15 protein-coding genes are annotated in these 21,941 nt (G+C 45.3%); all 15 read left to right on the top strand.

Annotated elements, in window-relative coordinates:
• Nucleotides 1-5 precede the first annotated feature (5 nt).
• The 15 genes from FM019_RS16980 (at nucleotide 6) to FM019_RS16915 (ending at nucleotide 21,916) form a co-directional block, all read left to right on the top strand.
• On the top strand, nucleotides 6-1,286 hold the full coding sequence (locus FM019_RS16980) for a sensor histidine kinase (protein ID WP_143837158.1): 1,281 nt from the start codon (nucleotides 6-8) through the stop codon (nucleotides 1,284-1,286).
• A gap of 200 nt (nucleotides 1,287-1,486) precedes the next feature.
• Complete coding sequence (locus FM019_RS16975; RefSeq protein ID WP_143837157.1) at nucleotides 1,487-1,936, top strand: hypothetical protein; 450 nt, start codon at nucleotides 1,487-1,489, stop codon at nucleotides 1,934-1,936.
• A 320-nt stretch (nucleotides 1,937-2,256) separates the two neighbouring features.
• The gene (locus FM019_RS16970; RefSeq protein ID WP_185969329.1) at nucleotides 2,257-2,832 is read left to right on the top strand and encodes a DUF4255 domain-containing protein; all 576 of its coding nucleotides are present in this window, start codon (nucleotides 2,257-2,259) and stop codon (nucleotides 2,830-2,832) included.
• Nucleotides 2,829-3,935, top strand: a complete 1,107-nt coding sequence (locus tag FM019_RS16965; RefSeq protein ID WP_143837155.1) for a hypothetical protein — start codon at nucleotides 2,829-2,831, stop codon at nucleotides 3,933-3,935. Before FM019_RS16970 ends, FM019_RS16965 begins: the two co-directional genes overlap by 4 nt.
• Before the next feature lie 30 nt (nucleotides 3,936-3,965).
• The gene (locus FM019_RS16960) at nucleotides 3,966-6,038 is read left to right on the top strand and encodes a phage tail sheath family protein (protein ID WP_143837154.1); all 2,073 of its coding nucleotides are present in this window, start codon (nucleotides 3,966-3,968) and stop codon (nucleotides 6,036-6,038) included.
• 62 nt (nucleotides 6,039-6,100) lie between these two features.
• A complete protein-coding gene (locus FM019_RS16955; RefSeq protein ID WP_143837153.1) occupies nucleotides 6,101-6,529 on the top strand; it encodes a phage tail protein in 429 nt (142 codons plus the stop codon).
• Between the two features lie 31 nt (nucleotides 6,530-6,560).
• Nucleotides 6,561-7,016 carry a phage tail protein gene (locus tag FM019_RS16950; RefSeq protein ID WP_221934393.1) on the top strand — a complete coding sequence of 152 codons (456 nt, stop codon included), beginning with the start codon at nucleotides 6,561-6,563 and terminating at the stop codon, nucleotides 7,014-7,016.
• A 16-nt stretch (nucleotides 7,017-7,032) separates the two neighbouring features.
• Nucleotides 7,033-7,203, top strand: a complete 171-nt coding sequence (locus tag FM019_RS20850) for a DUF5908 family protein (RefSeq protein ID WP_185969328.1) — start codon at nucleotides 7,033-7,035, stop codon at nucleotides 7,201-7,203.
• 11 nt (nucleotides 7,204-7,214) lie between these two features.
• Nucleotides 7,215-7,940: a CIS tube protein gene (locus tag FM019_RS16945; RefSeq protein ID WP_143837151.1), complete on the top strand. Its 726-nt coding sequence runs from the start codon at nucleotides 7,215-7,217 to the stop codon at nucleotides 7,938-7,940.
• Nucleotides 7,941-7,944: 4 nt separating this feature from the next.
• Nucleotides 7,945-9,693 (top strand): type VI secretion system tip protein VgrG, encoded by a 1,749-nt coding sequence (gene vgrG, locus FM019_RS16940; protein WP_143837150.1) that lies wholly within the window; start codon nucleotides 7,945-7,947, stop codon nucleotides 9,691-9,693.
• 65 nt (nucleotides 9,694-9,758) lie between these two features.
• The gene (locus tag FM019_RS16935; RefSeq protein WP_143837149.1) at nucleotides 9,759-10,040 is read left to right on the top strand and encodes a PAAR domain-containing protein; all 282 of its coding nucleotides are present in this window, start codon (nucleotides 9,759-9,761) and stop codon (nucleotides 10,038-10,040) included.
• 1 nt (nucleotide 10,041) lies between these two features.
• Nucleotides 10,042-10,452 (top strand): GPW/gp25 family protein, encoded by a 411-nt coding sequence (locus tag FM019_RS16930; RefSeq protein ID WP_143837148.1) that lies wholly within the window; start codon nucleotides 10,042-10,044, stop codon nucleotides 10,450-10,452.
• 11 nt (nucleotides 10,453-10,463) lie between these two features.
• On the top strand, nucleotides 10,464-14,702 hold the full coding sequence (locus FM019_RS16925; protein ID WP_143837147.1) for a baseplate J/gp47 family protein: 4,239 nt from the start codon (nucleotides 10,464-10,466) through the stop codon (nucleotides 14,700-14,702).
• Nucleotides 14,699-17,860 carry a hypothetical protein gene (locus FM019_RS16920; protein ID WP_143837146.1) on the top strand — a complete coding sequence of 1,054 codons (3,162 nt, stop codon included), beginning with the start codon at nucleotides 14,699-14,701 and terminating at the stop codon, nucleotides 17,858-17,860. Before FM019_RS16925 ends, FM019_RS16920 begins: the two co-directional genes overlap by 4 nt.
• 18 nt (nucleotides 17,861-17,878) lie before the next feature.
• Complete coding sequence (locus FM019_RS16915; RefSeq protein ID WP_143837145.1) at nucleotides 17,879-21,916, top strand: collagen binding domain-containing protein; 4,038 nt, start codon at nucleotides 17,879-17,881, stop codon at nucleotides 21,914-21,916.
• The last annotated feature ends 25 nt before the right edge of the window (nucleotides 21,917-21,941 follow it).

The following is a 21,941-nucleotide window of genomic DNA, read 5'->3' as shown; positions in this document are numbered from 1 at the left end:
ATCGCATGCAAACCAAAATCAACATGATCGCATTTGTTTGCAGTGCGGTTGGCCTGATCCCTTTGTTGTGGATGTTACCTTGGGGCATATTTGACAAAGTATTGTTGGCAATTGGTGTAAGCAGCTTGTCCATATTGCTCGCTCATCATTTGTTTCGCGATACCCATGAAGGGCTGTCAGCGCTTGAAATGGGTTTGCTCAATCTAAAAGATGGTGAGTACTCCACCACGCTGTCTGAACAAAATGAAGACGAATTGGATCATCTTTGCCACTTATACAATCACACTGTCCAGCAGCTCAGAGACGAAAAACATTGGCTGTTCCAACGGGAATTGTTGTTGGACAAAGTTACTCAAAGTTCGCCAGAAGCGCTATTTTTGGTCAATGACCAACAACAAATTGTGTTTAGTAATATCGCCGCACGCCAATTTTTTAATGCCAAGCAAGGGTTAGAGGGCCGCCTACTTACTGATCTACTTGCCTCCGCACCTAAAGGTGTTTCTGAAGCTGTACTTTCTGCAAAACAAGGTTTGTTCGGTGTGGTTCGAGATGATAGCGAAACCCAAACCTGGCATATTTCCACCGGAAACTTTGTGCTCAACAATCAGGTGCATACACTCTACATTTTAAAACAAATGACAAGGGAGCTAAGTCGACAAGAGGTGGCCGTATGGAAAAAAGTCATACGAATCATCAGCCATGAGTTAAACAACTCCCTTGGTCCAATTTCATCGATGTTGCACAGTGGAAAAATTATTAGCTCCCAATTTAATGAAGAGCGATTAGCAAGGGTTTTTTCAACGATTGACGAGCGCATTAAACACCTAAGCGATTTTGTCCACGGTTATGGCAAATTTGCCAAGTTACCTGAGCCAAAGCTCACCTCAATCGACTGGCAAGACCTGCTCAACCAACTCTCGCAGCAGTGGACATTTGCGTATGACAAAACGCAATACGCGACGCTAGTTGCCGATCCAATCCAGCTTGAACAGCTGCTTATCAATCTAATTAAAAATGCTCACGAGTCGGGCTCAGAAGCTAAGCATATTAAAGTGGAATTTCAACAGACTCCTCAACAATCAATTATCTGCGTGATGGATAAGGGTAAAGGCATTGCTGAGACAGTAATGAACAATGTTCTTGTGCCGTTTTACTCCACCAAAGCATCCGGCAGTGGTCTGGGCCTGGCTTTATGCAGAGAGATAACGGATGCGCATCATGGTCACATATCGCTATCCAACCGCAAAGAAGGTGGCCTAGAGGTGCGTGTAACATTGCCAAATTAGCCAGTATAAAAGACACCAACCTCAATAAAAGATTGAAAAACGGGGTGCGCGGTTAGAGAAAATTCCTAGCCAAGATTAACCTACCAATATCGGTATGCTCGACTTACCGTGATCAGTAACAGTTACAATGGCAAACTTGACCGAATTCACATCACGTGCATAAAATGTAAGTATCAAACAGTAAGCAAAGAGCAGACTTTTTGACACTCCCGGTCTCTCAATTTCATTACCAAGACATGCATGGCGAATATGATTTGTACTTTCGAGATCGCATAATGACCGCTCGCGTTACCGGCGTAGGGACCGTGAAGTTAGCAACAAGCTTCGTAAAACAAGTGGAATGTCTTTTACCACAAATTAAAGATGATACCTGGGGTTATTTGGGAATACTCACTGACTATGTGGCTGTTACCGAGGAAGCCAGAAAAATAGTGCTCTCCTCTCACGCAGATTGCATTAAAGCGGGTTGCAGAGTGGACGCATACATTATGAACATTGCCATGGCAGAACATCAGCTTGCTAAAACTCGCGAACTTGTCGGTATTAAAACCTTATTAAAAGATCAGGTGTTTCAACAAGAAGAAGAAGCAACTGTGTTCATAAGAGAAGTCTTGAAAAAAATCGATGGTAAAAGAAAAGGGCTCAAATGAGCGCTATCTGCCTAACATTCAGCTTAACTGGTATTTTCGAATAAACACAGAACATTAAATTGCCGCCTCCCTCTTAACACAGATTTCCGTCTTTGCCTCGCCACCCAAACATTTATTCTGCTAACGCTTCAGACCTTGTGTATTAACTGCGATCAACAACAGGGATCTAGTTCTTTTTTGATTCCTTAATGGACCATTTAACTGCCCTTTACTGGTCATCCTTCGGCGTATGCTTGTAGTTGTCAAAGTAGGATTTAAATACTACGAGGCAAATCAATAAAACAGAATTGTCGGAATATTGAATTAATAAGGGAATGAACGTGATTAATATCGCGCTGCAACATGTGGTTTCTGAACTTAATACGTACTTTGGACTGCGCACCGGAGCCGCTGCCGATAGTAATGTAGTGGCGGCCAGCCTGTTTGATGTCGATGGTAACGTTAATTCTGCTGCGCAAAATAAAGTTGTGATGTCGATGGTGAACCTTGAACAGGACGCAGTTTATAAGCCGTTAGAAAGTTTCAGAACCTTACCCGATGGAAGTAGCGAACGACTCAAACCCGAAATCAATATCAACTTATACATACTCTTCATTGCAAATCTGTCTAGCTATTTTGAAGCCATGAAATCACTGACGAATGTGATCAGTTTTTTTCAGTTGAATCCCTATTTCGATTACAAATCAATCAGTGGGCTTGAGAACATTCGCGGCCGACTTTCATTCGAACTATTTTCCATGACCTTTGAGCAGCAAAACAATCTTTGGGGTGTGTTGGGGGCTAAATACATGCCCTCTGTCGTTTACAAAGTTGGCATGCTTGAAGTCCGTGATGATCAAGTTGAAGGCATTGCGCCGCCAGTCAAAGAAATTCATATCGAAGGTGAAGGCGTATGAAGCTCATCTATCGCCCACTGTTACAGGTCAACTTGCGTCATGGTTTTTATCAATCTGGCTTAAGTACCGAGGATTTCAACGTTATTCCCAGTGAGGCAACCGCTCGTTTATTTGCTCAAACTGGCGTCATTTTCCGTCCTACTCATTCTGGCTTTTCGATATTTGTTGAAGTCACGCAAGACAGTATTGAACCGACCAGTCCGCCTTCCCTGCCAGAAACCCTAAGAGAATTTTCTATTGATGCGCTTCGAATGCATTTTTACCTTGTGGAAAAAAACACCTACTTAAGCAACATCACTGATTTACCCAACTATCGACCGGGCAAGCAGCTTTTCTACTTCAATAATTTACGTGACGATCAGGTAGATGGGCGTTTGCATTTGGGGGATAGCTTCATTAATCAGAGAATAGGCGAACCTTTGAGCAGGCCGCTTGGCAACACTGTCACTTACGCCTTTTCTCCAGCGGTGAGCAGCGCAACCATGGAGCTGGAAGACGCCTTTGGCAATGCAATATTCGAACAGTCATTTGATCATTCTGAGTTGGGCAATGTTGCTGAGGAATATCGGCTCGATTTAAGTTCTATCAATAATTTAGCGGCGGGACGATACCTACTACGTCATCAGGGCGGACCCGGGCAAGCTTTAAGTTTCTTTTATGATCCCAATGCGCTTAGCGGTTCGATCTTGGCCGTCATCGAATTATTTGACTCGACGGTAAATCTGACCACGGACAATTCTGAACAGGTGCCTTTGGCCTACCGCTTTTTAATCGACAATCGTATCCAGCAAATCGATGGCTACACGGTGCAATTTGAGCCTAGAAAAACCACATGGCGCTATCTAGTCAACAAAAAATACGATACCAGCCCATACACACTGAACAATCTCGATCCCATTGCTGATTTTAGCAAAAGTGTCGACGGTAATTTAGCAACCTTTACGTCTAATCAAGAACGTGACTTATCCGAGCTTCCCGCTTCGATAACGCTCTTCCATAGCGGTACTGAGCTGACAAAATTGCCGTCTCCACATTTAACGACTCACCTCCAGAAGGGTTTAGCTGAGGGGAGTTTTATTTCTGACATGTACGTTTACGTTTGATGAACGTCATCTCACAGAGCAGGTAATACTATGGCATATAAAACCCCAGGTGTTTACGTAAAGGAAATCTCGATATTTCCTCCTTCTGTTGCGGAAGTTGAAACCGCAATTCCGGCATTTATTGGCTATACACAAAAAGCAGAAAAAAAGGGTGAAGGATTAACCAATGTCCCGACAAAAATTTCATCGCTTTTGGATTTTGTCTCTTTATTTGGTGGTGAATACGACATCGCTAGTGACACTGGCGAAAGTGTCGCGATCACCGTCGATCAAAACAATAATTTTGCAGTGACTGCTGTACAGCCCAGCAAACGTTTTTATTTATACGAAGCCTTACGGCAATTTTTCGATAATGGCGGTGGCGACTGCTATATCGTGTCTGTTGGCTCCTTTAGTGATGATGTGACCTTGGGCAATAGCGCGGACCCAGCCAATTTTCCTGGGTTGTCTGTCGGTTTAAAACGCCTTGAAAAATACGATGAGCCAACCATTATTTTGTACCCCGATGCGCCCTTGTTAACCGATACGGCTGCGTTTTACACCTTGCAGCAGCGCACCTTAGCGCAATGTGCCAATTTACAGGACCGTGTTGGCTTGTTTGATTTGTATGAAACATCAGACCGTGAGTTGGATGAAGCCGTCGAGGAGTTTAGAAACAATATCGGCATCAACAACCTCAAATATGGCGCTGCCTACGCTCCTTGGCTGCATACAGCGTACAAAAAAACCATCAACATGAAGGTATTTCAAGACAGTGTCACATTAACCGATGGCACACCACAGGCCCTCGAGGAGCTTACCGCAGACGCCGATCTCAATGCGTTGGTGACCACAGCGAAAACTGCATTGACAGATCAGGTCACGCTAAGCACGATGGTGTCGGATATTCTGACTGGACAAAACGAAAATTCATTAAAGGCCCGTTACGCCACTTTGCGTAATGCATTGATGGCGTCTGATGATGCCAATGCCGCGGCAGATCTCACCGCGTTGCTGGATTTTGTGCAAAGCGTGACGAGCGAATTGCCTGAATTAGCAACCGATTTACTCGGCGACAACCTCAAGCTGGATTTAGCAGCCTATGCAAAAGACAAACTCAAATCGTCTATTCATGATTTGGTTGCTGTGGAAAAAAATGCCGATGTGATTGCCCTGACCACCAATGATGCGGCAGCAGTGAACACCCGTTATGTGGAATATGATGCAACCGGATGGCTGGATGAATTCGACAGCTCTCCTGCCGATGGCGACATTGTTTCAGAAATCGCCGCGACCACAACAGATTATGCAGTAGCGGCAGGTGCCAAAGCCACTGCGCTAAATATCTTGGTAGGCAAACCCGACCCAACCTCTACACCCACCGACGAGATTGTCAGTATCGATGCCATATTTGATGGCATCAACAATTTTGTCAATGACATGCTCGAAGCGGCGCAGACCCATGTGGATATCACTCAAGCGACCCTCTACGAAACTCACACCATTGTTGGCAATATTGTTGAACATATCAAACGTGAATATTCCAAAGTCCCTCCATCAGGCTCTGTCGCAGGCCTTTATGCCTTTGTTGACAACGCCAGAGGCGTATGGAAAGCCCCTGCTAATGTCAGCGTCAATGCGGTGCGAGGACCTGTTGAAGCCATTGATTCCAATGAACAGGAATCGCTCAATGTGGATGTAACGGGCGGTAAGTCAATTAATGCAATTCGCACCTTTACTGGTCGCGGCACCATTGTTTGGGGAGCCCGAACTTTAGCCGGTAACGACAACGAATGGCGTTATGTACCAGTACGGCGCTTTTTCAACATGGTTGAAGAGTCGGTCAAAAAATCCACTGCTTGGGCAGTATTTGAACCAAACACCGCCCAGTTGTGGAGCAAGATAAAAGGCATGATTGACAATTACCTGATCCAGAAATGGCGCGAAGGTGCGCTGGCGGGCTCGACACCTGAAGAGGCGTTTTTTGTCAAAATCGGCTTGGGAGAAACGATGACAGCACAAGATATTCTGGAAGGTCGTCTGTATGTCGAAATTGGCATGGCCGCGGTCAGACCCGCTGAATTCATCATCCTCAAATTTATGCACAAGTTACAGGAATCCTAAGCTGAGTGTATGAGTTGGGGAAGCCCAAAATGTAACGATTAGAAAGTTGAAAGGAAAATGTCATGGCATATCCATTAACGGTTTTTTCATTCAGAGTTGATTGGGGTGGCACCAACATCGGTTTTTCTGAAGTCACAGGACTCAACATTGAAGTACAAATGATTGAATACAGAGACGGTATCGCGCCCGAGTATTCAACCATCAAAATGCCCGGTCTTAAAAAGTACGGCAACATCACCCTTAAGCGCGGTGTGTTTGCCAATGATAACGAATATTTTGATTGGCTAAACGAGATCAATCTCAATCAAATTGAGCGACGAGACATCAACATTTCCTTGCTCGATGAAGAAGGTAGCCCGGTGATGACCTGGAATATTATCAATGCCTGGCCTACAAAACTGACTTCGCCTGATCTAAAAGCCAGTGGCAACGAAGCCGCCATCGAGTCGATTGAGATTGCCCATGAAGGCGTCAAAATCGCTAACGGTTAATGCAACCCATTGAATTAAAAAGGTTATCGCGATGTACGATATGCCCGTTGTATTTCATTTTAAGGTTGAGTTTGGCCCTAACTCTCATGACGGCAGCGGCGGATTTTCGGAACAAAAAGACAACCGCTTTCAAGAGGTCTCTGGGCTTAGCGCTGAAATCACCACCGAAGAATTCAAGGAAGGTGGCTTAAATGAGTATGCACACAAGCTGCCGACCGGAGCTAAATACGGCAATTTGTCGTTAAAACGCGGATACATCGAAGACTCCAAGGTCGGTAAGTGGGTGAGAAGCGCTGTCGAAGACTTTAAATTCAATCCAAGAGACATAGTCGTGACGCTTTTAGATGCCGAGGACGCGCCGTTAGCTGAATGGGTATTTAGCGCCGCCTACCCTGTGAAATGGTCGTTGTCGGACCTCAAAGCACAAGAGAATGCATTGGCTATTGAATCAATGGAATTGGTTTATAAACGCTTTAGAAAAGTCTGACAAAACGGAAGACAACATGCCCATTGAAATTAAAGAACTCGTGATCCGTGCCACTGTCGGTGAGCAACAAGGTAACAAGGCCAACGCAGCGCCTAAGGCCGCTGATAAGGAAGCCATGAAGCAAGAAATCATTGCTGAATGTGTTGAGCAAGTGATGGACATTTTAAGGCGTAAACAGGAACGTTGATAAGGCCATGAGTGCAGCGAAAAACCTCTGCATTCCACACAGAAAATCTGGAGAGTGATGTGAGTGGTGAGTTGAAAAAGATGCTAATTGAAGCCTACCGAGAAGCCGACTATTCCGGTGCTGCGGTGGATCAATTTGAGGTGATCTTTAATCCCAACACTTACACCCAGAAATACGACATTGAATACGAGGAACGTCAAGGGCAAGGTGACACGGGCAGTCCACAAGTATTTGGCAAAATAAAGCCGCAAGAATATACCTTCGACTTTTTGTTTGATGGCACAGGCGCGGTGGTGCCAGAAATGGATGTACAAAGCACTGTTGAGCGTTTTCTAACGGTGACCGGCAAACATGATGGCGAAATCCATCGTCCTCTTTATCTAAAACTTAGCTGGGGCGCACTGATCTCAAAATGTGTGCTCAAATCCGCAGAAGTCACCTACACCTTGTTTAAATCTGATGGTTATCCTCTGCGCGCTAAGGTTAAAGCGAACTTCTCAGAAAATGTTGAAGACGCTTTAAGAGTGGCGGAGGAGCGCAAAAGCTCGCCAGATCTCACTCACTTGCACACCGTAGAACAAGGAGAGCATCTTAGTCTTTTGGCGCATAAATACTACGGCGAACCCGGACGTTATTTACAAGTCGCCCATTACAATAAGCTATTAAATTATCGCCGATTGCAACGAGGCCAGGTGCTGGCTTTCCCCCCGATCAAAGATCTAACTGGCGAGGCGTGATCAGATGGCAGACGAGCTTAAAATTCCCACCCCAGCTCCTGCGGATCGTCCGAGCTTTAAAATCAGTGCTGACGGCAATCAGATTAGCGGTGAATTTCAAATCAAGGGGATTATTGTTAATCGTGAATTCAATCGCGTTGCCAGCGCTGACATCGTGATCCTCGACGGCGATCCGGCCACACAAGATTTTAAAGCCAGTAATGATGAGGCCTTTAAACCGGGTGTCGAGATAGAAATAAGCGCAGGCTATCACGGCAATGAAGAAGTGATTTTTAAAGGCATCATCATTCGCCACAGCCTGCGGGTGCACAAAAGTCAGCAATCGTATTTGAAGCTGGAATGCCGAGACGCCGCTGTCAAAATGACAATTGGCCCGAAAAGCGCCTATTTTTACGATAGTTTGGATTCAGATGTCATCGAAGAGCTGGCCGGTAATGCTGGTTTAAAAACCGACATAGAATCCACCGATGTCACCCACCCTTTTATCGTGCAATTTTATGCCACTGACTGGGATTTTGCCCTGGCCCGTGCTCAAGCCAATGGCAAACTCATTGTCACCCAAGACGGCAGCTTAGTCGCGAAAGCCCCGGATCCTTCTGGTGATCCAGTGTTATCCCTCGCCTACGGTGGCAATGTGTTAGACATAGAAATGTTCGTTGATGCAAGAGATCAATTCTCGGCCATGCAATCTCTTTCCTGGGATCCAGCGAATCAAGAAATGTTTGAGATTGACGCGGTTGACCCCGGTGCCACCACGCCAGGCAACTTGCAAGCCACCGAGCTGGCTGATGTGATCGGTCTTGATGCATACAAACTCAAACATGGCGGTGCGGTCAAAGATGACGAACTGCAAGCCTGGGCTGATGCCAATTGGATGAGCAGTGCCTATTCAAAAGTGCGAGGACGGGTCAAAGTTCAGGGGGTATCGGCGGTCAAACCTGGCGATTTGATTGAAATTAAAGGTATGGGTGACAGGTTCAATGGCCAAGTTTTAGTCTCGGGCGTTCATCATGAAATCAACGATAAAAATTGGGAAACAGACATTCAACTGGGCTTGTCCCCTGAACACTTTGAGCAACTAACAAAGGATCCTCAATCTCACAAGGCAAGTGGCCTATTACCGGGTTTATCAGGGTTGCAGCTAGGCCTGGTCACGTCATTGGAAGATCCTGACGGTGAACATCGCATTCAGGTTCGCACGCCGATGATTGACCCAAGTGAAGAAGGTATTTGGGCAAGAGTCGCCACCTTAGATGCTGGAGAGAATCGAGGCTCCTTCTTCTTACCCGAAATTGGCGACGAGGTCGCATTAGGTTTTTTAAACGACGACCCACGCCACCCAGTCGTGCTAGGCATGTTACACAGTAGCGCCAAACCCGCTCCGTTAGAAGCGACTGACGACAATCACGAAAAAGGTTATGTATCACGAAGCGAAATGAAATTGATTTTCAATGACGACAAAAACACTGTGACCTTAGAAACCCCGAACGGCAATAGCTTTTTGTTCAGCGACGACGAAGGCAGCATCACCTTTACCGATGAAAACGGCAATGAAATCCTGATGAATTCTGATGGGATCAGCCTTACCAGCGCAGCGGATATCAATTTGACGGCATCGGGGGACGTCAACATCGAGGGCACCAATATTTCTCCCAAGGCATCGGCAGAATTTAAAGCCGAAGGCAGCAGTAGCGCCGAAGTGTCATCGGGGGGCACCATGACAGTCAAAGGCAGCCTAGTACAGATTAATTAACCCATAAAAGATGTTCAGGTTCAGGTTAATTGCCAGAACATTGTTAACACAGGAGACCATTTATTATGCCAGCAGCGGCACGTGTGACAGATACCAGCACCCATGGCGGCACCATTGTGGGACCGGGCGTTGCCACGGTTCTCATTGGTGGTATGCCTGCGGCAATCGCCACTGATCAGCATGTCTGCGTGATCCCACCGCCTGCTCATTTACCGACAGTCAGCCCCTTTCCCATGGGTAGCGCTACAGTGCTGATTGGGGGCATGCCAGCACTACGCACTACAGACACCTGTATTTGTGGTGCGATGGCAGCGGTGGGCGAGCCAACAGTGATGATCGGAGGTTAACATGGCAGCCGAGTATTCGTTTCTAGGCAAAGGTTGGGGATTCCCCCCAACCTTTAACAAAAGCGCCAAGAGTATCGACATGCTGAGTGATGAAGAAGATATTGCTTCAAGCTTAGAAATTTTACTGTCGACCGACGTGGGTGAACGCGTCATGCAACCCAAGTATGGTTGCAACTTACATAAGCTGCTATTTGAGCCCGTCGATACCGGATTGCAAGCCTATATCAAAGACCTGATCAAAACTGCCATTTTGTATTTTGAACCGCGCATTATTTTGATCGACGTACTACTTATTCCGCAGCCCCTTGAAGGCCGAATTGACATCGACATTCAATACAAAGTTGCAACCACCAACACCCGAAACAACTTCGTTTACCCCTTCTACTTAGAAGAGGGAACGGAGATTGGATGAGGTGAGAATTCATGGCTGCAGAATCGACTCAATGCGCTTGCTGTTTTCATAATCCGCTTAAACGAGACGGAACGAGCCAGCGCCAACGTCTTGAGGCCGCTCTGGATCACAACTATGTCAAAATTGACGAGCGCGGTCTGCCAGATTTACTCATGTATGCCAGACAATATGCGCAACTATTGCAGTTTTATTCACCGTCAAATAATGCGGGTGGCGATTGGCTAGCGTTTATCGATAACGACGAAACCACTCAGGTTGCCATTGTGCAACTATATGATGTTCAGCGCGTGAAAGACGGGTTCGAAAAACAATTGACCGCCTACCGCAGTTGTAATTTTGCCGACAAGCAAACCCTTTACCCCAAACTTGTCACTCAGTTGGCGGCGCTCGCACAACAATTTGACCAATGGTATCAACAGGCAACACCTTCCTTACGCCTTGCCAATCAATTGGAGAGATTGATCAATTCAGTGCTCAAAGAAAGTTTACAGAGTGTCTATGGGCAATATTTGCGCGCCGTGGATTTGGGATTACCAATATTGGATGAAGCGCTATTTACCCTGGATAGTATTTGGGAGCTCGACACTGTTACCTCCGATACCTTGGCCTTTCAATCTGCGGGCCTGGCTGACGAGTTAGAATTTGATCTGACCGTTAACCACTTACATGGACGATTTAACGAATGTTTTGACGCCTTAGTATTTTTGGTTGATCAGGCAAAAAGCATGCTCGAACAAACGTTAGAGTCATACCCCCAGCATCAACCTCACATGGCCCTGTTTTTATGTTTTTTGAGGTTATTTGAATATGCTCAGAATCATCTAAATAGTATTGGTCAACGTCATTTAGACTTCTACTACCAGGATGTGCTTGGGCTCACTCATCATCCTGCCATACCCGATCAAGTGCACATTATTTTTGAGTTGGCCAAACGTGCCCAGCCCCAACTAGTCAAACAACAAACAACCTTGCTTGCAGGGAAAGACGATGAAGGCAAAAACCTTTTTTATGAAACCGACAATGAATTAGTGGTAAACAACACTGTCATCAATGATGTTCATGGCTTAAAAAATCTGTTCATCGAGCAAATCGATGACCTTGTTGTCAACCTCTACGGCGCACAAGATGCTGACACCGAGGATGGGATTGCCGAGCCACTGCAAAATGAACAGGGTAAATGGCCAGTTTTTGGCAGCGCTAAGATGCCCTATGCCACAACAGGTTTTGCTGTAAGTGCGCCTATTTTATTACTTGCAGAAGGTGACAGACGTATTGCACTAACCTTTAATGTCGGGTCTTTTGATGGCCTGGATAAGGTTGAACCTCAAACCAGCAGAGTCGAGCAAGAGCTTAAGCATAACGTTAGCATTGAAGCGAGTTGCGAAAGTGGCTGGAGCAGATTGACGACCCAATCGGTGAGTATCAACAATGCCCAAAAGACCCTAACCTTCATTATGAGTCTGGCGGTGACCGACGAAGCGCTTGTTGCCTACCTTGCTGACACCCATGGCGCTGGTTTTGATAGCGACTTTCCCATATTGCGCTTTACCTTAAATAATCGTGGCCTGCCCTATCAGGTGCTGCAATTTATGGAAACACAAGTTTCAACTTCAGAGACCGCACTGACAGAAGCGGTCATCAAAGAACAGATTATCGAATACAACGATGAGATTGACACTTTCAGCCAGGGACAATACGTTTTTGAGCAAGATGCCTTGTATCAGGCCCTTAACGATATTAACCAAACCGGATTTCGGCCTTCTGATTTTATTGATCAACATTGGGCACTCATCCCCTTCGTTTATCCCTATCAGTATTTTCAGTTTATTGAAGTGAATAAACTGACTATCGACGTCCAGGTAGGTGGCGACCAAGACGGTGAGGAAAAGATCGGGCTTAAAAATCTGGTGTTAGGCAACGATACGGGCTCAGTCGACCCTGCCAAGCCTTTTTTCCCATTTGGCACAATTCCGCGGATCGGCAGTCGTTTTTTAATCGGCAGTCAAGAAGTATTTAGCAAATCCGTTTATGGAATTTCTACAAAATTAACTTGGGGCGGTTTACCAGAAACCAAAAGTTTCAATTCACACTATGCAACCTACACGCAATATCTAAATCCAGTTGGGATCAGCACGCCCACCAGCAATGATTATTTTACCGGTAACCTGAGCATCCTAAGCAAAGGGCAATGGCAAGATTTAAATGCGTCCACCGCACAAATTTTGTTTGACACTACATCAGAATCTCCACCACAAATTGCCGCAAAGCAGCAATGGGATATAGGACTAACAACGGGCCCAGCCCTGCATGATTGCAGCGCTGAAGCGATTATCGAAGCTGATGCCAAACTGCCTGCATTTGTATCTTTTGATAATGGCCTAAACCAGGGATTTATCAGCGTAAGATTGAATCAGAGCTTTTTGCATGAACATTATCCGAGTGTGTTGTCTCAAGCTGCAATAGACTTGCCAACATCGTCGCCACCTCAAGCATTGCCTAATCAGCCTTATACGCCGTTGATCGAATCTTTTGAATTGTCTTATCGTGCCTGTGAATCCATTGATTACCAGGCGTTAACAGAAGCGGATTTTAAACAACGAAGCTTACAGCTTTATCAGCTGGGTCCGTTTGGCAATAAAGAGATTTTTCCAGTGGATGATCTGGGCGACAAAACCTTTAGCCATCAAGCCAACTTAGTCCCCCTGTTCACTGTTGAAATCCCGCAAAACGATAGCCAACAAACGAGTGAGCAAACCGCTCACGGTCTATTTTATATCGGACTCGACAACCTTGTACCTGGGCAAAACCTGTCCATTTTGTTCCAAATTGCAGAAGGCAGTGAAGATCCTAATCTACCTAATCAGCCGGTAATTTGGTCATACCTGAATCAAACGCGATGGATCGATTTTGATTTCACTGAAATTATTCAAGACAGTACGAATGGCCTGTTACGCTCAGGGATAGTTACCTTTGCGATGCCTAAATCAATCAGTACTGACAACACGTCTTTGCCTACAGGCTCTCATTGGATACGTGCGGCGGTAGGCCAAGATACACTTTCTGTTCCGAATATGATCGCCTTGCATCCACAGGCAGCGACAGCCAGCTTTGCGGACAACAATAATAGTGAGAGCCACCTGCAATCCCCTTTGCCTGCTGGCAGCATCAGCAAACTAAAAAGCCGCATTGCAGCGATCAAGTCTGTTTCTCAACCCTATGCTTCTTTTTCAGGGCAAACCAAAGAAACAGACCAAGCCTTTTATACCCGTGCGAGCGAACGATTGAGACATAAACAACGGGCTGTCAGCATTTATGATTATGAACGGTTGGTGCTGCAGCAATTCCCGCAAATATACAAAGCCAAATGTATTAACCATACCAGCCGATGCTCAGAACACGCGCCTGGCTATGTGCGCATGATTGTCGTGCCCAATTTGCGTAACCAAAATGCGATTGATCCGTTGAAACCGCAAATCAGTCTCAATACCTTGACTGAAATTTCCGATTTTCTGCAGCAATACGCCAGTAATTTTGTGCGCATCAATGTCACCAACCCCAATTACGAAGAAATTAAAGTGCACTTCAATGTGCAGTTTCAAGCTGGACTAGACAAAGGGTTTTACACTGGCGTGCTCAATGGAGATATTGTCAAATTCCTATCGCCTTGGTTATATGATGAAGGCGCGGATTTGACCTTTGGCGGCCGTGTTCATCGCTCATCAATTCTAAAAACCATCGAAGATTTACCCTACGTGGATTTTGTCACCGATTTCACCATGGACCAAGTTAAAGCTGATGGCACCTTGTTGAACATTGAAGAAGCTGTAGCCACCTGCGCCAGTTCAGCATTGGTTTCAGCGGCCACACACGACATCCAACATGACATCACACCTTGTGTGAGCTACACCGGTAAAAATCGTTGTGAGATTAGCGAAGAAGACTGCCAGGGATGCGGTGACTGCGGCAACTGCAATGACAAAAAAGACAATAACGAACAAGCTACACAAGTCAATGAAAGTGTTGAGAGCATCAAAAAGCATCGACTCCAGCGGCCATTAACAAAAACATCTCGATATATCGGTAACTCCCGCACCACTGAGGTTCACGATCTTTCCAATCAACAACAGGGTTGTTATATCGAACGGATCCGCAAAGACCGAGTTAAATCATTTCGCTCCTTGGATGAGGCACTAAAACAGGGCTACGACTATTGTGCCTACTGTTTTGGTAAGGAGAAATCGACGCGATGAGTCAATTGACGAGCACAAATCAGATGAAACTCAGTGGTGAAATGGGGGTAACAAACTTTATTGTTAAAAACCCCGGACTGAAAGATCCGCAAAATTATGCGTTGCTGCGCGAAACTGGCCTGAAATATATAGAAAAATTGGGCCATCAATTATGGTCTGACTATAACATTCATGATCCGGGGATCACCTTACTTGAATTGTTATGTTATGGGATCACCGACCTCGGATTTCGTACCGACTATAATGTCGCCGACCTGCTCACCCGCTATGAAAATGGTGTGTCATACAATGATGCTGACTTTCATACGGCGCGAGACATACTCACTTCACGACCGGTTACATTTGATGATTTACGTAAAATCCTTATCGACATCGAAGGTGTAAGAAACGCCTGGATTGAACCTCACTGTAGCATTCACTATTGCTTGAATAGGCCAGCAAAGCGCCTTGAAGATTGCGCTGCCGAGCACCAAGAGGAGCAAAAAAATGATGCCCTCAATGGTTTGTATGATGTGTTCATCGAGTACGAAGAACGCGTCATCCGCCGCGATGCGTTTGTCACTCATGGCGTTGACACGCCAGCTAAAAACATCGCATCGGGTGGATTTATTCAGCCTGCTGGAAAAGGTATCCTCTTCGATGTGCATGAAGCCTTAGTGCTCAATTCTGTTGTTGTCTATCCCGACCAAGTCGGCAGCGTAAAACTGCGATTACTGAGTGAACAGGGACAAATCTTTTTTGATCAAGAAGTTCAGCTAAACACAGTCAGTTTACGTAAAAAAGTGACGCTAAACATAGCCTTGCCAGCAGGACAAAATTATCGCCTCGAAGCCTATGGGGGTAGTGGCAGCCTCAAACTTTTCCGCACACCACAAGCGACCTACCCCTATTCAATCGAAGGACAAATCGACCTAACCTCAGGCTCTCAAGCTGGGCTCCCCGTTGGTGCTTTTTTGTTTTTCTATGATTGGCAAATCACCTACCTTCCCCGTCAGTATGCGTCGGGTATTACCTACAGGGATGTGATGACCCAAGCCCATGACTTGTTGCATCAACACCGTAGCCTATGTCAGGACATGGTCAATGTGTGTGAGCTCAAACAAGAAGAGATCGCCGTTTGTACCGAATTGGAGGTATCGCCAGGCGCCGACTTAAATGAAATCATGGCTGAGATGTTTTATCGATTAGAGCAACATGTTTCACCAGCGATTAACTTTTACTCGATTGATGAATTAGTCGACAGAGGCCTTAGCATGGAAGAGATATTTGAAGGTCCATTGTTGGAGCACGGTTTTATCGATGACAAGGAATTTGCCGCCGTGCAGCGCCAGTGTGAAATTCGCAGTTCAGACATCATTAACATTTTGATGGATATTCCTCACATTAAAGCCGTCAAACACCTGCATTTACTCAGTTTTATTGATGACATGTTGCGAATACAGGAAGCTTGGCAACTGCCATTAGCTAAAGACCAAGGTCGCACTCCCAGCTTCTCTTCCGAAAAATCTAAAGTAGTTTTCTTTCGAAATGGTATTCCCGACTACGCCAATCGCAGTAAGGTTGCGGTGTTGCTTAACGATAAAAAAGCCGGTGACCTGAGCAAAAAATTAAAAGGCCATGAAAATGATTTGCCGGTTCCTGTGGGCGAACATCGGGCGGTGGGTGATTATTATTTAATGCAACACGAAATGCCGCAAACTTATCGAGTTGGTAATATTCGCGTGGAAGAATCAAAAAGTGCATTGCGTAAGGCGCAATCCAAACAACTCAAAGCCTTCATGCTGTTTTTTGAGCAATTCCTGGTCAACTACCTTGCTCAGCTCGATAACGTTAAGTCGTTGTTCTCTTGGTCTAATACCGACGCACCCAGTTATTTCACCCGTGCTTTTACTGCTGACGATCTCAAAGACATTGACGAGCTTTACATCAACTATCCGCAACTTGAAGATGATCTCAAACAAATTATTGAAACCAGTGAATCCGCCAAAGAAAGAAAAAGTCGCTTTCTCGATCATCTGTTAGGCCGATTTAGTGAGAATTTTACTGATTACAGTTTACTAATGTTTCGCTTATCAGAACAAAATCAACAAGCGAATTTAGATGAAGTTAATCAGACTAAATCCTGTTTCTTGCAGACTTATCCGCAAACATCTAGTGCCCGAGGGTTGGGCTATGACCAACGATATCCTCAGTTTGCTGCAGATGACATGACACCCGCTTCCTTGTCTGGCTTCCAACACCGGATTTATGGATTACTCGGCATAAAAGACGTGAGTGCAAGGTATATTGCCGGACAGCAAATTGAAGTGGTACGAGAGCAATTACCAGACAAAATATGCTGGCATTTTGTACTCAACGATGAAGCCGGACAAATCCTGTTTAAGAGTAAGTGTTGTGACAAAAAATCGCTCATCGAAAACATGATTGACCATGTACTGATCATCGGCGCTGATGAGCAAAATTATCAATTTGATCCTGCCAACAATCATTATGTATTGACCTCAATTTGTAATCGAGAGGGCGATCGAGAAGTCATTGGCCATACCATTGATGAAGAAAGCCTCACTCGTGTCATTGAGTATTTTGCGAGGTATGCTCAATCAGAAGGTTTTCACCTACTCGAACATATATTACTGCGCAAAAGGCATAAAACCGATCCTTTCATGCCTATTCAAGTTAATGCAGAACAAGAGTGCAATTGCAGTGAAGTGATCGATCCCTATTCCTACCGAATGACGTTGGTTCTGCCTGCTTGGCCAGACCGTTTTCAAGATATCGCATTTCGCCAGTTCGTTGAGGATACCTTGCGTCGTGAAGCGCCAGCCCATGTATTTTGTAAAATTTGTTGGATTAGTCATCAACAAATGCAGCAGCTCGATTCTGACTATTTTGCTTGGGCGAATGCCCTTGCTAATCTGAATGATCACCGTGAATTGTGTCGAGAAGAAGCGACCGACCTGACACAGATTCCATTAAACGGACAACTCCCTCTCCCTCCCATCAACGACTCCGAGTACGCGCAAAAACTTGAGGCATTAATTAAAACCATGCACTCGTTAGTCACCGTTTATCCGCTGGCGAGGCTCAAAGGGTGCGAAGAACTTGATGGCAATGATCCCGTGTTAGTGCTGGGACATTCGACATTGGGTTCTTATTAACTAAGGGGTATGAAAAGCATGAGTACAGCCATTTATAAACATCCAAACTTCGTGAGTAATCAGCTCCTGACCAGTACTCAATTGAACCAATTGTTTGATTACCTAGACGCTCAACAAAGACTTTCAAGGATAAAACTCACCGGTGCCGGGATCATTTGTGGACTGCATTGGGACATCAATGTGGGAAAAACTCGCATAAAAATTGATGGCGGTTATGGCTTGTCCAGTGAAGGTTTTTTGCTAAAAATCGATGACGTTGAATTTAGTCATTACGTGCCCTACTGGGATCCTGATGTTATCGATCCTGAAGAGCAGCCCCCCACTCCAATTTATGAGCCTTGGCAGAAAACTGGCAGCCAAGTAGGACAGGTAGAAGGGATCCGCCAACTACTCACCGAAGATGAAGCGGCTAATTTAGAACTGGTCGATGCAAACGGTGACTTGTTGGAAATCAAGCCAATCAACGCCCAGGTCTTTACCGACAGCATTTTGGTGCTGTACCTGGAAAAACAAATTATTGAGTTAGAATCCTGCTTGGTAACCGACTGTGATGACAAAGGGCAAAATTATCAATATCAAATAAAGGCTTTGCTTGTTCCTGATTCGGTGTTAGCCGAGTTGCCTACCTGCCCACCTGCTTTGCAACATATTCAGGTTCCTCGCTTCCATACACAAACCACATTAAACAAAGTAGAAAGTGAAATTGATATCAACGGAGTTTATTTAAATATAGTAAGGGATTTAGCCGAGCCTTTGGCAGATAGCCTCCATGCATCTACAGGGCTTTGTGCCAAGTTATTAGGCTTTGAGGACCCATCATCTTGGATAAGAGATCTAAAGAACTGGATGGCCATGCAAAACGCCACGGCAGACCAGGTTAATCAATACATTTATGACGTTGTTTTAATCATCGTGGCTGCTCATAACGAACTCATGGATTCCGCCTGCCCCCTCATTAAACAATGCTGTTTACAGTTGGATTTCCCGCGCCATTTAATGTTGGGACATACCGGCGGTAAAGAGCACTTCCGTCATGAATTTATGCCGGCAGCTGTGGCCAACGTCATGCAGGGTGATTTACCTAAGGTTCGAGCGCTTTATCAACGTTTAACCTGTCTGGTTGAGGCACTGCCTGATTTAAATGACTTAGCCAACTCACCAAAACTACAGTGTTATCCAAGCAGTCGTCAGGATAAACCTTTAAGTGAAAGAGGTATTCCCTGGTACTTCGCAGCAGAACAAAAAGTGCTAAACATTTGGCGCGCTGACGAGTGTTGTACTAATGCTGCACCATGGGCATACGATCACAAGAACGACCCAAACATTCAGCTCGACACCTTATACAATCAGGCTGACATTGTGCGTGTTGACGGCCACTTATCAATGCAATTAGACGATGCGCTCCAAGAGATCCAAGCCTACCAGCATCAGCGAAACTTGGAGTTTTGTGTACAGCCACTGTTCCTGACTGATGAAAAACAACAAGCCCAACAGCAGCTTGCACAAAAAATACAACAAGCATTGACCAAAGAAGCCGCCCTGCAAGGCGAGTATCATATTTTATTCAGCGAAAGGTTTTACGACGAACAACTTGATGAAAAAGACCTAGCGGATTTGGGTACTAAGCGAAAAGAAATCTTCAGTAACCAAGTCTTTCTGTACGATGTATTTCAAAAATGGGGTGACATGCGCTGCAATGAGCCAATGCTTTGTGAGATGGGATACCTTGCATCTGACTACCAAATATTGCGCGCGCAACTGATGCAGGATCTTATGGGATTGCGAGGATACGCTGAATCGATTCTCAAATATTACGATGAATTTGATCACGAACCAGAAGCGTCAGTTGAAGAAGCTGCAGAGGCCGTGACCAGGCTGGAACGGAAAATTATTCGCGAAAAAATGCAATCCGCAATAGCCGCACCAGACATCAGCAAGTTGTCCTTTTTTGTCTGGTTAAAAACTAACATCATCGCGCTTAAGCAGGATATAGATATTCTGCTGACCTACTTACCGACAAAAATTTGTGCCTGGAATTTTGAGATCGTGCTGGCAAAATACAAAGCGCTTTTGGCCCACTTGCTGAGCATGCAGGCACTAATCGTGAATGCACGGCTGCTTTTGCTACCAAAAATCAACCTGATAAAAACACCTATCCGCCGTGAGGTTTTCCAACGTACTCGAGTGCTTGATCCTTACGACAACCAATTTGATATGCTGCTGAATAATTTGCGACATACCGGCGTAATATCGGCTATGGCTGGACTGAGTCGATACTACCAAGCCATGCGTGAAGCCAATACTCCCTGGCTAAAACACTATGCGTCACATTTTAATGGGTTGGAACCTTTGTTCAGCGTCCCCAAAGGCGGCACCTTATATCTGATTTATGACGATGAAAACCGCATTGTTGCTGATTTTGCATCAGAAAATTGTCACTGCTGTTGTATCGAGCCAACCGAGTTAATCTGCCTTCCTCCTCTGGCGATTACCGACATAGAGTCCATTGAACTGGTATTAGGAAAAACAGAAGAAGAAAAACGAGAACGGGAGTTGGCTCGCGCGGAAGAGGCTAAAAGAGAAGCAGAATTAAGCAAAGAAGAGCGTGATGTGAATATCAGAAAACAGGCAGAAGTTTATATGCCGGTTAAACGGGTGATCAACGTTATGGGCAACGATTTTGGACTAATGAGTCATTCCCTATCGTTTAAAGGCGACGTCCCCATGAATGTTTGCCTGGAACACCTACGCATAGAACTAATCAGTGAAACAACGCATCTCGAAGGCCAACTTAAGTTAACAGAAGACCACTGCATTATTTATTCCCATGAAGCCCCACTGCCACATTTGGTTGACCGTTTCCAATACCGACTGATTGACGAGCACAATGAATGCAAAGAGCAAGATATTGGCGAAGTGATTATTCATTTTTTACCACCTGCCGTGCCCGACAAGACCCCAGAGCCGCAACCACAACCTAAAGCAACTGTCTCATATCGGGTGATTGATATACGAACCGAAGAAAACATTTTCGATGCCGAAATCAGCGTCACTACGGTAGAAAAATCCACTATCAATGCAAAAAATGACAAAGGCTTGATAACGATTTCCGATCTGACTCCCGGCACTATTTCAATCGTTGCCCGTGCTCAGGGGTATTTTGACAGCGCATTCCAGAATGTGATTGTTGCAGGAGTGAATGACACCGTCACAATTACTCCCCAAGCAATGGAAGGAATAAAACCAGCAAAACTTAAGGTCAACGTATTTGACAATAATAGTCAAAGAGAGCTTAAAAATGCCAGTGTCAAAGTGATCACAGCGCAAAGACAAACCTTCGAGCAACAAGGCTCTCCGAGCCAATTTGCCCAACTGCCCCCAGGCAATACCACTGTAGAAGCAACAGTGCCTGGCTTTGCACCTAATAGCGGTAATATCAGCTTGAAATCAAGCCAGAGCCATCAGATTGATATAAATATGCAAAGGGCAGTGGCTGAGGCACCTCGCATAGACGCGTGGATTGCGGCCCTTGAAGGCCGCAAAAACTGGGGGATATTGCTTGCCGAGAACACCGGCGTCAGCGTCGAAGAAGCAGCTAAAATCGTTACAACGTCGTTAAAAAGTCACAAGTTCAAACAGGCATCACTACTCGATTCATTAATTGCCAATGGGCCTGCAAAAACGAAGAAACTGGTCGCAACAACCGACGACTTTGTATTCAACCTCTCGCCAGATATGTCTGTGAGTGAAGCACAAATCAGTGAAACGTATAAATCCTTAAACGAAGAGCTAATCAAAGCCATTCCAAGAGCACAGCAGGCTACGGTTTCAGCGGTCCAAAACCTTATGAGAATGGCGGCCTATGGCTATATGGATAGATTAGTACTGAAAAAAGGCGATGTTATGACAGAAGCGGATAAAAAGCGGTTGGCAACGATACGTAGTCATTTGAATAAAGCCAAGATTGATTTTGCAGAGGTGCAAAAGGATTGGGGCGAGCTTAACAATGCAATTAAAACCAACAGTGTTACCGAGGTTATGGAAAAAATGCGCTAAATAAGGGTTTAACCGAAGGCAGAAT

The sequence above is a fragment of the Aliiglaciecola sp. M165 genome, from assembly GCF_007197995.1.
Classification (GTDB): Bacteria; Pseudomonadota; Gammaproteobacteria; order Enterobacterales; family Alteromonadaceae; genus Aliiglaciecola.
The sequence above is the reverse complement of the archived record's forward strand: the minus strand, read 5'-3'. Positions and strand labels throughout refer to the sequence as shown.